Raw genomic sequence first — 12,753 nt, forward strand, 5'->3', positions numbered from 1 at the left:
CCCGGACACCGTTCCGGGGGCCGCCGCCCGGCCCGGTCACGGCAGCGGCCGCAGGGCGTGGGCACCGCCGGTTGTGAGAGGGACGGAATGGAACCGACCGAGAGCACCGCCACGGGCTCACGCCTGCGTCTGCGCCGGCCAGCCGGAATCCGGCGCGGCCGCCGGACCGGACGCACCGGCCACCCGGCGGACCCCGGCCCGGCCGGCACCCCCCGCCCTGTGCACCATGACCCCGCGATCTGCGGGCAGTTGACGGCGTCCGCGGCCGGCGCCGCGAGCAGACGGGCACTCAGCGGACCGATACCCCCCGGGTGCCCGGGGGCGAAGCCCCGCGGAGTCGCCGCCACCGTCGCCCGGCTGCGCGCCGCCGCCCCCGCGCTCGTCGCCGGCCTCGCCCTCGCCCTCCTCGGCGCCGGCGCCCACCGCGCCCTCGACGGCCACCACGCCCTCTTCCCCACCGGGCTCCCCGGCTGGTCCCTCGCCGTACTCACCGGAGTCATCGTCGGCCACCTGGTCGCCCTCGGACGGGACCGCTGGTGGGGCGGCACCGGCTCCGGTGCCGCCCTCATCCTCGCCGTACTGCTGCTCTACGGCTGGATCCCGGCGGGCATGGTCAGCCTCATCGTGGTGGTGCTGGTCGCCGCCGCCCGCCGCCAGCGCTGGCACCAGGCCCTGCTGCACGGCGGGAGCGACCTCCTCGGCCTCGCCGCCGGCGCCCTCGTCCTCCACCTCGGCGGCCGCACCCCCACCGTCGAAAGCCCGTGGAAACCCGAGACCTGGACGCTCGGCGCCGCCCCCCAGATCCTCCTCGCCGCCACCGTCTACGTCTGCGTCTCCCGGCTCCTGCTCTGCAAGCTCCAGGACCCGGGCGCCGACCCGCTGCCCACCGTCGCCCGCACCGCCCTCCTCCGGCAGAGCCTCGTCGGCCTCGCCCTCCTCGGCATCACCCCGCTGATCTGCGTGGTCGCCACCGCCCTCCCGGTACTGCTGCCGCTCTTCGCGGTACCGCTGATCGCCCTCGACTCCACCCTGTGGATCGCCCGCGCCCGCGCCGAGGAACAACTCCGCGACCCGCTCACCGGCCTGCCCAACCGGCAGTGGCTCCTGGAACGCACCTGGGCCGCCCTGGACGACGCCGAGCACGTCGGCGCCCGCGCCGCGCTCATCCTGATCGACCTGGACCGCTTCCGCTCCGTCAACGACACCCTCGGCCACCTCGCCGGCGACCGGCTGCTGCTCCAGATCGCCGAACGCCTCCAACTCGCCCTGCCCCGCGGCGCGGAGGCCGCCCGCCTCGGCGGCGACGAGTTCGCCGTACTGCTGCCCGCCGCCGACTCCACCACCACCGCCACCCGCATGGCCCGCGCCCTCGTCGCCGAACTCGGCTCCCCCCTCGACCTGGACGGCCTCACCCTCGTCCTGGAGGCCAGCGCCGGGCTCGCCGTCTTCCCCGACCACGCACTCGACGCGGAGGGCCTGCTGCGCCGCGCCGACGTCGCCATGTACCAGGCGAAGCGGGACCGCACCGGCGTCGAGGTCTACGAATCCAAGCGGGACTCCAACACCCCTGACCGCCTAGGCCTGTTGGGTGATCTGCGGCGCGCACTGGACGCGGGCGAGGTCGAGCTGCACTACCAGCCCAAGGTCCGCTTCGACGGGCAGATCGCCGGCCTGGAGGCGCTGGTGCGCTGGGTGCACCCGGAGCGCGGCCGGGTCCCCCCGGACGAGTTCATCGCCATCGCCGAAACCTCCGGCCTGATGCCGCACCTCACCGAGTACGTCCTGGAGACCGCGCTCGCACAGGTCGCCGACTGGCGCGAACAGGGACTCAGGGTGCCGGTCGCCGTCAACGTCTCACCCCGCGACGTCCACACCCCGGGCTTCGCCGGCTCGGTCGCCGCGCGGCTGGCCCGGCACCGGGTCCCGGCCGGCGCCCTCCAGTTGGAGATCACCGAGCACGTCCTGCTGGAGGACCCGCAGCGGGCCGCCGACACCCTCGCCGCCCTCGCCGGCCACGGCGTGAAGATGTCCCTGGACGACTTCGGCACCGGCTACTCCTCCCTCGTCCATCTGCGGCGGCTCCCGGTCAGCGAACTCAAGATCGACCGCTCCTTCGTGGCCCGCCTCGCCATCGACGCGGAGGACGCCGAGATCGTCCGCTGCACCATCGACCTGGCGCACTCCCTCGGCCTGGTCGTCGTCGCCGAGGGCGTGGAGGACGACGAGACCTGGGAACGGCTGCGGGATCTGCACTGCGACGCGGTCCAGGGCTGGCTGGTGGCCGCCGCGATGCCGCCCGGGGAGGCCACGAGCTGGCTGCGCGCCCGCGCCGCGGCGGTCCGCCCCGCCCTCCCCGCACCCCCGGCGGCCCACGCCCGAGCCCTCCCCGGCCACCACCCGCGGCCGTAGTCCGCCCGCTCCCCGCACCCACGGCCGGTACCTCCCGCCGGTGAAGGGGGAATCCGTTTCACGCCCAGGGGGGCCGGGCCCATAGGATTGAGCCCAACCAACAGCACTCACCCCATGAGGATCTCCCATGCCCGGCATCACGCGCGAGGAGGTCGCCCACCTCGCCCGGCTGGCACGTCTGGAGCTGAAGGCGGAAGAGCTTGACCACTTCGCCGGACAGCTCGACGACATCATCGGCGCGGTGGCCCGCGTCAGCGAGGTCGCCGACCAAGACGTCCCCCCGACCTCCCACCCGCTGCCGCTGACCAACGTCATGCGCGCGGACGAGGTCCGTCCGTCGCTCACCCCCGCGCAGGCGCTCTCCGGCGCCCCCGCCCAGGAGCAGCAGCGTTTCAAGGTGCCCCAGATCCTGGGGGAGGACTGACCATGACGGACATCATCAAGCTCACCGCCGCGGAGACCGCACGGCGGATCGCCGCCGGCGAACTGACCGCGGTCCAGGTCACCGAGGCCCACCTGGCCCGGATCGAGGCCGTGGACGAGAAGGTGCACGCCTTCCTGCACGTGGACCGCGAGGGCGCGCTGGCGCAGGCGCGCGCCGTCGACGCCAAGCGGGAACGCGGCGAGCAGCTCGGCCCGCTGGCCGGCGTCCCGCTCGCGCTGAAGGACATCTTCACCACCGAGGGCATCCCGACCACCGTCGGCTCCAAGATCCTCGACGGCTGGATTCCGCCCTACGACGCGACGCTCACCCGCCGCCTCAAGGACGCCGACGTCGTCATCCTCGGCAAGACCAACATGGACGAGTTCGCCATGGGCTCCTCCACCGAGAACAGCGCCTTCGGCCCCACCGGCAACCCCTGGGACCTCACCCGCGTCCCGGGCGGCTCCGGCGGCGGCTCCAGCGCCGCGCTCGCCTCGTACCAGGCGCCGCTGGCCATCGGCACCGACACCGGCGGCTCCATCCGCCAGCCGGCCGCCGTCACCGGCACCGTCGGCGTCAAGCCCACCTACGGCGCGGTCTCCCGGTACGGCATGGTCGCCTTCTCCAGCTCCCTCGACCAGGGCGGCCCCTGCGCGCGCACCGTGCTGGACGCGGCGCTGCTGCACGAGGCGATCGCCGGGCACGACCCGCTGGACTCCACGTCCATCGACGCCCCCGTCCCGCCGGTGGTGGAAGCCGCCCGCAACGGCAGCGTCTCCGGGCTGCGTATCGGCGTCGTCAAGCAGTTCCGCGGCGAGGGCTACCAGCCGGGCGTGGTGCAGCGCTTCGACGAGTCCGTCGAACTGCTCCGCGAACTGGGCGCCGAGATCGTCGAACTCGACTGCCCCTCCTTCGACTTGGCGCTCTCCGCGTACTACCTGATCGCGCCCAGCGAGTGCTCCAGCAACCTGGCCCGCTTCGACGCGATGCGCTACGGGCTGCGGGTCGGGGACGACGGCGGCCACTCGGCGGAGGACGTCACCGCGCTGAGCCGGGAGGCCGGCTTCGGCGACGAGGTCAAGCGCCGCATCATGCTCGGCACCTACGCCCTCAGCTCCGGCTACTACGACGCCTACTACGGCAGCGCGCAGAAGGTCCGCACCCTCATCACGCGGGACTTCGAGAGGGCCTTCGAGCAGGTCGACGTGCTGGTCTCGCCGACCACGCCCACCACCGCCTTCCCGATCGGCGAGCGCGCCGACGACCCGATGGCGATGTACCTGGCCGACCTGTGCACCATCCCGACCAACCTCGCGGGCAACGCGGCCATGTCGCTGCCCTGCGGCCTCGCGCCCGAGGACAAGCTGCCGGTCGGGCTCCAGATCATCGCCCCCGCGATGAAGGACGACCGGCTGTACACGGTCGGTGCGGCCGTCGAGGCCGCCTTCGTGGAACGCTGGGGGCACCCGCTGCTTGAGGAGGCACCGTCACTGTGACCGCAATGACCAAGAAGGCCAAGAACTTCAAGAAGTCCAAGTCCGGCATCTACCTGTCGATGGGCACCACCGCCTTCGGCGCGCTCAGCGTGATCAAGCAGGCCAGGAAGGCCCGCGAGGAGAGCGACACGCTGCGACTGCTGGACGCGGGAGTCTCCGCGGCGGCCATCATCACCGGCCTCGCGATCCTCTACCGAGAGCTGAAGCGCCTCGGCGACGACGATGTGCTGCTGGGCTGAGAGGGAAGTTTCACCGTGACTGTCGCTACCGACCTGGTGTCGTACGAGGACGCGCTCGCGTCCTACGACCCCGTCATGGGCCTGGAGGTCCATGTCGAACTGGGCACCAGGACCAAGATGTTCTGCGGGTGCTCCACCGAGCTGGGCGCCGAGCCCAACTCGCAGACCTGCCCCACCTGTCTGGGCCTGCCCGGCTCGCTGCCCGTGGTCAACGCGGTGGGCGTCGAGTCCGCCGTCAAGATCGGCCTGGCCTTGCACTGCGAGATCGCCGAGTGGTGCCGCTTCGCCCGGAAGAACTACTTCTATCCGGACATGCCGAAGAACTTCCAGACCTCCCAGTACGACGAGCCGATCGCCTTCGACGGCTATCTCGACGTGCAGTTGGAGGACGGCGAGGTCTTCCGCGTGGAGATCGAACGCGCCCACATGGAGGAGGACACCGGCAAGTCCACCCACATCGGCGGCGCCACCGGCCGCATCCACGGCGCCTCGCACTCGCTGCTCGACTACAACCGCGCCGGCATCCCCCTCATCGAGATCGTCACCAAGCCGATCACGGGCGCCGGCGAGCGCGCCCCCGAGGTCGCCCGCGCCTATGTGGCCGAGTTGCGTGAACTCATCAAGGCGCTCGGCGTCTCCGAGGCCCGGATGGAAATGGGCCAGATGCGCTGCGACGTCAACCTCTCGCTGATGCCCCAGGGCAGCGAGAAGTTCGGCACCCGCAGCGAGACCAAGAACGTCAACTCGCTGCGCAGCGTGGAGCGCGCCGCCCGGTACGAGATCCAGCGGCACGCCGCGGTGCTCTCCACCGGCGGCCTCATCGTGCAGGAGACCCGCCACTTCCACGAGGAGGACGGCTCCACCACCTCGGGCCGGGTGAAGGAGGAGGCCGAGGACTACCGGTACTTCCCCGAGCCTGACCTGGTGCCGGTGGCGCCGCCCCGCGCGTGGGTGGAGGAACTGCGGGCGGAGCTGCCCGAGCAGCCGCTGGCCCGCCGCAACCGGCTGCGCGAGGAGTGGGACATCAGCGCCCACGACATGCAGTCCATCCTCAACGCCGGCGCCATCGAGCCCATCGTCGCCACCATCGAGGCGGGAGCGGACGCCGCCTCGGCCCGCAAGTGGTGGATGGGCGAACTGGCCCGCCGCGCCAACGAGGAGGGCACGGAACTCTCGGCGCTCACCATCACACCGGAGCAGGTCGCCCGGGTGACCTCGCTGGTGAAGGAGGGCTCGCTCAACGACAAGCTGGCCCGCCAGGTCATCGAGGGCGTCCTCGCCGGTGAGGGCACCCCGGACGAGGTGGTGGAGAAGCGCGGCCTGAAGGTCGTCTCCGACGAGGGCGCGCTGACCACCGCGGTCGACGAGGCCATCGCCGGGAACCAGGCCGTCGCGGACAAGATCCGCGGCGGCAAGGTGGCGGCGGCCGGCGCGCTGGTCGGCGCCGTCATGAAGGCGACCCGCGGCCAGGCCGACGCGGCCCGCGTGAAGGAACTGATCCTGGAGAAGCTGGGCGTCACGGAGGGCTGACCTCCGTCTCCCGGACAGACCCCTCCGTCTCCCGGTCCCACCCGCAGCACGACGAGAGCGGTGCACTCATGGGAGTGCACCGCTCTCGGCGCGTGGTGTGTGCGGTGCAGTCGGATGTGAGCGGCGCTCTCGCGGGAGTTGTGAGCCGTGCACTCGTGGGTGAGCGCCGCACTCGTCCGTGAGCGGTGCTCTCGCCCCCCCGGCCGGTGAGCAATGCTCGCGTTCATGAGCAGCGGCCGCGATCGCGTGCACCGCTCTCGTCCGCGAGCACTGCTCTCACCCGCGAGCACCGCTCCAACTCGCGTGCGCCGCTCTCAGCCGCGAGCACCGCTCCAACTCACGAGCCCCGCTCTCGCCGGTGAGCACCGCTCCAACCCGCGTGCGCCGCTCTCGCCCCCGCCCCGCCGTACATCGCGAACCCAGCCCGAGCCGCCGCCCCACCCCGCACCCGAAGTTCCCCCTGTACAGCCCGGGGTTCCCGTTGTGAGTAAACCCACGAAACGGGCAATTGATCTCTTTCTGCTGCGAGAGTGGCTGTCGGCGCATCCGCGCTGTACGTGTTCTCTTCGGGATGTTCCGGATGATCCGGACCTGCCGCGGTGTTCGGCCGCCGGCCCCGGGGACGTTCCACTACACCCCAGGGAGCAGGTCGGTGGCAGCACTCGCGCGGTGGTGTGTCCGGAATCGGCTGATCGTCCTGGTCTTCTGGCTGCTCGCGCTGGGTGGTGCCGCCGGTGGTGCGCTCGCCGCCGGTAGTGCGTACTCCAACAACTACGACGTGCCCGGTACCGAGGCCGGTCGTGCCACCGAGCTGCTCAACAAGGGCTTCGGCGGTCTCGGCGGTGACACCGACACCATCGTCTGGCACACCGACCGCGGTACGGTGCGCGCCGCCGACGTCGAGCAGACCATGACCGCCACCCTGGACCGCCTGCGCGACCTGACCCATGTCACCTCGGTCGACGGCCCCTACGGCAACGGCAGTGGGGGCGGTGACAACAGTGGCGGTGCCCACCGGATCAGTGCCGACGGCCACACCGCCTACGCCACCCTCACCTTCGACCAGGAGGCCGGGCACCTCGGCCGCGGCGACATCCAGGCTGTGGTGGACACGGCCACCGAGGCTCGTGCGAGCGGGCTCCAGGTGGAGTTGGGGGGTGACGCGGTCGGGCTCACCGAGTCGCCCGGGGGGCATCTCGCGGAGATCGTCGGGGTGGGGGTGGCGGCCGTGGTGCTGTTCCTCGCCTTCGGTTCCGCCGCGGCCTCCCTGCTGCCAATCGCCACCGCGCTGGTCGGCGTCGGGACCGCCTACGCCGGTACGGTCCTGCTCGGTCATGCCATGACCGTCGCCGACTTCGCGCCCATGCTCGGCCTGCTGGTCGGCCTCGGGGTGGGGATCGACTACGCGCTCTTCATCGTCACCCGGCACCGGCGCGGGTTGAAGAGCGGGCTCGATGTCGCCGAGGCCGCCACCCGGGCCGTGGCCACCACCGGCAGAGCCGTGGTCTTCGCCGGCGCCACCGTGTGCATCGCCCTGCTCGGGATGCTGATCCTCCGGCTCAGCTTCCTCAACGGGGTCGCCGTCGCCGCCAGCCTGACCGTGCTGCTCACCGTCGCCGCCTCGGTGACCCTGCTGCCCGCGCTGCTCTCCCTCATCGGTATGCGCGCCCTCAGCCGCCGCGAACGCCGACGACTCGCGGAGCACGGCCCGGCGCCCCGGGTGGCCACCGGTTTCTCCGCGCGCTGGTCCTCCTTCGTGGAACGCCGCCCCAAGCTGCTCGGTGCGATCGCCCTCGTCGTGATGGCCGTCCTCGCGCTGCCCACCCTCTCCCTTCACCTCGGCACCTCCGACCAGGGCAACGACCCCCGCGGCAGCACCACCCGGCAGGCGTACGACCTGCTGGCCGACGGTTTCGGGCCCGGCGTCAACGGGCCGCTCACCCTCGCCACCCCTGTCTCGGGCGGCGGGGACCGGCTCGCTCTGGAACGGCTCGGTACCACCCTGGACGGCACTCCGGGTGTCGCCTCCACCAGTCCGGTCACCTACAACGCCGCAGGGGACACCGCCTACCTCCAGGTGGTGCCCGAGTCGGCGCCGCAGTCGATCCACACCAGTGAGCTGGTCGACCGGCTCCGCCACGACGTGCTGCCGCGGGCCGAGCAGGGCACCTCGCTGGATCTGGCGGTCGGCGGAGTGACCGCCGGCTATGACGACTTCGCCGCCGCGATCGTCGGCAAACTGCCGCTCTTCGTCGGGGTGGTGATCTCGCTGGGCTGCGTCCTGCTGCTGCTGGCGTTCCGCTCCATCGGCATCCCGCTGAAGGCGGCCGCGATGAACGTGGCCGCGGTGGCCGCCGCGTTCGGAGTGGTGGTCGCCGTCTTCCAGTGGGGCTGGGGCAGCGAACTCCTGGGCCTGGGGCGGGCGGGGCCCATCGAGCCCTTCCTCCCCGTGATCATGGTCTCGGTGCTCTTCGGGCTCTCCATGGACTACCAGGTCTTCCTGGTGAGCCGGATGTACGAGGAGTGGCTGGAGACCCGCGACAACCGGCGTGCGGTCCGCGTCGGCCTCGCCGAGACCGGCAGCGTGATCAACTCCGCCGCGGTCATCATGATCTCCGTCTTCCTCGCCTTCGTCCTCAGCGGGGACCGGGTGATCGCCATGTTCGGCATCGGCCTCGCCGCCGCCGTCGCCCTCGACGCCTTCGTCCTGCGCACCCTGCTGGTGCCCGCCCTGATGCATCTGCTGGGCGGCGCCAACTGGTGGCTGCCCGCGCGGCTCGACCGGATCCTGCCGCGGATCAGCATCGAGCCGCCCGAGTGCCGCCGTGCGACCATGCCAGGGCAGCGGCAGCCGGACGGCGCGGGAGCCGAGGACGCCACCGCCCCCGCCGACCTCCCCGGCGGCCGCTGATCCGCGCAAGAACGACGGGTCCCGGCGAGGAGTGGGCGATGTACGCGAGATCACTGGGTGCGGACGGCGCCGAACTGCGGCCGCTGGAACCCTGGCAGGCCGCCGACTTCCTGGCCCATCTGGAACGCGGCCGCGCCCACATCAACCGCCATATCGCCTTCGGCACCAACGCCACCGACCTGCCCTCCGCCCGCGCCCTCCTCCAGACGTACGCGGAGAAGCGCGCCTCGGACAGCGGGAGCCTGCACGGGCTGTGGCTGGACGGGCGGCTCGTCGGCGGGCTGCTCTTCCGCACCTTCGACGAGCAGGCCGGGAACTGCGAGTTGGGCTGCTGGCTGGAGCCCGCCGCGGTGGGGCGCGGCCTGGTCACCCGGGGCGCCCGGGTGCTGATCGACTGGGCGGTGCGGGAGCGCGGCATCCACCGGGTGGAGTGGCTGGTGTCCAGTGAGAACACCGCCAGCGTCCGGGTCGCCCAGCGGCTGGGGATGCGCCGGGAGGGCGTGCTGCGGGAGAGCTACCCGTACCGCGGGGTGCGGCACGACATGGAGGTGTGGTCCCTGCTCGCCCCCGAGTGGCGCCTCAACGACGGCGGTGGCGAGCCGGCAGCCGTTCGTTAAGCCCCCTCTCAGACTCCGTCCGTACGGTGCGCCGCATGGGTACCACTACGACTGACGCAGCCGCGTCCGCCACCGGATCCGAGGACCGGGCGGCCGCAGAAGAGACCACCGAGGAAGGAACACCCGCCGCCGGAGCGGACGTTGAGCAGGACGGCGCCGTGGAGCGTCCCGAGGGCTCCGCGGAGGACGGGCCGGAGCAGGACGCTCCGCGAGAGCCGGGGAAGGACGCTTCGCCGGGGGTCGGGCAGGGGGCGGGGGCCGTGGTCTCCGTCGCGCTGGGGCTGGTCTCGCTCACCGGAAGCTGGGTCGGCACCGTCGCCGCCGCCCGGGCCAATCTGATGGGGCAGCTCAAGACCTCCCAGTCGGCGGGGGTCGCCGAGCAGGTGCAGGCCGTCTACGGCGACTCCTGGCAGATCACCGCGGTGATCGGCGGCGCCTTCGCCCTGGCCGCGCTGCTGGTCGGCGCGGTGGTGCTGGCCCGCCCCGCCTTCGGTGAGCCGGGACCGCCGCAGGCCCGCTGGATCAAGTCGGTGTCCTGGGCGGGCGTCACCCTCGGCGCCATCGGAGTCCTGCTCGCCGTCGCCAAGTACACCGACCTCCTGCTCGGCCTCCCCGCCACCTCCTGACCCCCGCGCCGAGCCCCCCGTCTGACCGGTCGCGTGAGGCAGTACGGGCGGACGGGAGGCGGCCGGTGCCCTGGTGGTGGCGTGCTGTGGCACCCTCGGCGGGGTGGAGAACCGATCCGTCAGCCCGGTGTTCGTCGGCCGGGACGAGGAGTTGGACGTGCTCGGCACCGCCCTCGACCGGGCCGGTGCCGGGGTGCCGCAGGCGGTGCTGGTCGGCGGGGAGGCCGGGGTCGGGAAGACGCGGCTGACGGAGGAGTTCACCGCCCGCGCCCGCCGTGCGGGCGCCGTCACCGCCACCGGCGGCTGTATCGAGATCGGCGCCGACGGGCTGCCCTTCGCCCCGTTCTCCGCCGCCCTGCGCGCCCTGCGCCGGCTGCTGCCCGAGGAGACGGCCGCGGCCGTGGCGGGGCAGGAGGGTGAACTGGCCCGGCTGCTCCCCGAGTTGGGCGACCCGGCACCCGGCTGCTGCGACGAGGACGGCACGGCGCGCCTCTTCGGCCTGACCGCCCGGCTCCTGGAGCGTCTGGCCGCCGACCGCCCCCTCGTCCTCGTCCTGGAGGACCTGCACTGGTCCGACGCGTCCACCCGCCACCTCCTCGGCTATCTGCTGCGCACCCTGCGCACCGGCCGCCTCCTCGTCCTCGCCACCTACCGCACCGACGACGTCCACCGCCGCCACCCGCTGCGCCCCCTCCTCGCGGAACTGGAGCGGCTGCGCACCCCGGACCTGATCGCGCTGCGCCGTTTCCACCGGGAGGAGGTCGGCCGCCAGATCGCCGGCATCCTCGCCCGCGTCCCGGACCCCGCGCAGGTCGACGCCGTCTTCGAACGCTCCGACGGCAACGCCTTCTTCGTGGAGGAACTCGCCGTCGCGGACAGCGGGGCACCGGTGCTCAGCGACTCGCTGCGGGACCTGCTGCTGGTGCGGGTGGAGCGGCTGCCGGAGCGGGCCCGGCACCTCGTGCGGACGGTCGCCGAGGGCGGCTCCACCGTCGAGTACCCGCTGCTCGCCGCGGTCTGCCCGCTCGGCGAGGACGAACTGCTGGAGGCGCTGCGGGCCGCCGTCGGGGCCGCCGTCCTGCTCGCCGACGGCGCGGGCTACCGCTTCCGGCACTCCCTGGTACGCGAGGCCGTCAGCGACGACCTGCTGCCCGGCGAACGCGCCCGCCTCAACCGCCGCTACGCCACCGCCCTGGAGGCCGACCCGGGCCTGGTCAGTGCCGACACCCGCACCACCCGCCTCGCCGGTTACTGGTACCACGCCGGGGACGCCGCCAAGGCCCTGCCCGCCGTGCTCCGCGCCTCGGTGGAAGCCCGGCGGCGGCACGCCTACGCGGAGCAACTCGGCCTGCTGGAACGGGCGATGGAACTCTGGGACGCCGCCCCGCGGCAGGTGCGCGCCGCCCTGCGCCCGCTGGACTACGTCGAGCTGTACCCGGTGCCCGCCGCCGACGGCACCCCGCTCCAGTACCTCGACCTGATGGCGGAGGCCGCCGTCGCCGGCCGGCTCAGCGGCGACCGGGACCGCGCCCTCACCCTCACCCGGCGCGCCCTGCGCCTCCTCGACGGCGACTCGGGCGACGGCACCCGGCGCGGCGATCCGTACCGCGCCGCGTGGTTCTGGGTGCAGCGCTCCCGCCTGGTGCGGAGCCTGGCCCGCGGCGACGGGCGGCCCGAACTCACCGAGGCCCAGCGGCTGGTACGCGGACTGCCGCCGTCCGCGGTGCACGCCGAGGTGCTGGCCGCGGCGGCGAACTGGTCCATGCGGCACGAGCCGGGCCACGCCAGCCTCACCGCCGCGGAACGCGCCGTCGAGTACGCCAGGATGGTCGGCGCCCGCCCCGTCGAACTCACCGCACGCCTCACCCTGGGCGGACTGATGGTGGACGCCGGGCAGACCGAGGCCGGGCTCGCCGAGATGCGCGCCGTGCTGGCGGCGTGCGCGCGGGCCGACGCCGGTACCGCACTCCTCGGCCGCTGCTACCTCGACCTGCCGTCCGTACTGGAGGGCATCGGCCGCTCCCGGGAGGCCGCCGCGCTCCTCGCCGAGGGGCGGACCGAGGTGCGGCGCCGCGGCCTGCTGGAAGCCGAGGGCCGGATCGAGGGCAGTCTCGCCGACTCCCTCTACTCACTGGGGCGTTGGGACGAGGCAGCGGAGGCCGCCGCGCAGGCCATGGCCGCCAGGCACCACGCCGGACCCCGCGGCCAGGGCGCCCTCGGCGCCGCCCGGCTCGCCCTCGCCCGCGGCGACACCGCCGAGGCCGCCCGCCATCTCGCCACCGCCCACCGGCACCGCGGCCACCGGGACGCGGCCCCGCAGCACCTGCTGCCGCCGGCCGGCGTCACCGTCGGGGTGGCCGCCGCCGAGGGCCGGATCCTGGACGCCCGCGCCGAGTTCGCCCGGGTCGCGGGGCGCGGCTTCCCACCCGGCAGCCGGCGCCACGCCTGGCCGCTGCTGCTGGCCGCCGCCACCGCCGAGACCGCCGCCCGCGCCCTCCCCG

Annotated in this window: 9 protein-coding genes; all 9 read left to right on the forward strand. The window is 73.5% G+C overall.

Annotated elements, in window-relative coordinates:
* Window positions 1–87 precede the first annotated feature (87 nt).
* On the forward strand, window positions 88–2,409 hold the full coding sequence (locus tag ACFVST_RS28355; protein ID WP_390156454.1) for a putative bifunctional diguanylate cyclase/phosphodiesterase: 2,322 nt from the start codon (window positions 88–90) through the stop codon (window positions 2,407–2,409).
* Window positions 2,410–2,536: 127 nt separating this feature from the next.
* Window positions 2,537–2,833, forward strand: a complete 297-nt coding sequence (gatC, locus tag ACFVST_RS28360; protein WP_105871234.1) for an Asp-tRNA(Asn)/Glu-tRNA(Gln) amidotransferase subunit GatC — start codon at window positions 2,537–2,539, stop codon at window positions 2,831–2,833.
* A gap of 2 nt (window positions 2,834–2,835) precedes the next feature.
* Window positions 2,836–4,329 carry an Asp-tRNA(Asn)/Glu-tRNA(Gln) amidotransferase subunit GatA gene (gene gatA, locus ACFVST_RS28365; protein ID WP_390156455.1) on the forward strand — a complete coding sequence of 498 codons (1,494 nt, stop codon included), beginning with the start codon at window positions 2,836–2,838 and terminating at the stop codon, window positions 4,327–4,329.
* Window positions 4,330–4,334: 5 nt separating this feature from the next.
* Window positions 4,335–4,568 carry a hypothetical protein gene (locus tag ACFVST_RS28370; protein ID WP_390156461.1) on the forward strand — a complete coding sequence of 78 codons (234 nt, stop codon included), beginning with the start codon at window positions 4,335–4,337 and terminating at the stop codon, window positions 4,566–4,568.
* 15 nt (window positions 4,569–4,583) lie between these two features.
* Window positions 4,584–6,098 (forward strand): Asp-tRNA(Asn)/Glu-tRNA(Gln) amidotransferase subunit GatB, encoded by a 1,515-nt coding sequence (gatB, locus tag ACFVST_RS28375; protein ID WP_390156456.1) that lies wholly within the window; start codon window positions 4,584–4,586, stop codon window positions 6,096–6,098.
* A 652-nt stretch (window positions 6,099–6,750) separates the two neighbouring features.
* Entirely contained in the window at window positions 6,751–9,009 is a 2,259-nt protein-coding gene (locus ACFVST_RS28380) for an MMPL family transporter (RefSeq protein WP_390156457.1), read from the forward strand.
* Between the two features lie 38 nt (window positions 9,010–9,047).
* On the forward strand, window positions 9,048–9,626 hold the full coding sequence (locus tag ACFVST_RS28385) for a GNAT family N-acetyltransferase (protein WP_390156458.1): 579 nt from the start codon (window positions 9,048–9,050) through the stop codon (window positions 9,624–9,626).
* Between the two features lie 35 nt (window positions 9,627–9,661).
* Window positions 9,662–10,252, forward strand: a complete 591-nt coding sequence (locus ACFVST_RS28390; protein WP_390156459.1) for a hypothetical protein — start codon at window positions 9,662–9,664, stop codon at window positions 10,250–10,252.
* 103 nt (window positions 10,253–10,355) lie between these two features.
* The coding region (locus tag ACFVST_RS28395) for an ATP-binding protein (RefSeq protein ID WP_390156460.1) at window positions 10,356–12,753 on the forward strand (2,398 nt) is incomplete at its 3' end.

The sequence above is a fragment of the Streptomyces sp. NPDC058045 genome (assembly GCF_042885635.1).
Classification (GTDB): Bacteria; Actinomycetota; Actinomycetes; order Streptomycetales; family Streptomycetaceae; genus Streptomyces.

Bases quoted from the DNA above. Each gene is read 5' to 3' on its own strand.
- ACFVST_RS28370 (WP_390156461.1), top strand. From the start codon at position 4,335: ATGACCAAGAAGGCCAAGAACTTCAAGAAGTCCAAGTCCGGCATCTAC.
- gatC (WP_105871234.1), top strand. From the start codon at position 2,537: ATGCCCGGCATCACGCGCGAGGAGGTCGCCCACCTCGCCCGGCTGGCA.
- gatA (WP_390156455.1), top strand. From the start codon at position 2,836: ATGACGGACATCATCAAGCTCACCGCCGCGGAGACCGCACGGCGGATC.
- ACFVST_RS28355 (WP_390156454.1), top strand. From the start codon at position 88: ATGGAACCGACCGAGAGCACCGCCACGGGCTCACGCCTGCGTCTGCGC.
- ACFVST_RS28390 (WP_390156459.1), top strand. From the start codon at position 9,662: ATGGGTACCACTACGACTGACGCAGCCGCGTCCGCCACCGGATCCGAG.
- ACFVST_RS28385 (WP_390156458.1), top strand. From the start codon at position 9,048: ATGTACGCGAGATCACTGGGTGCGGACGGCGCCGAACTGCGGCCGCTG.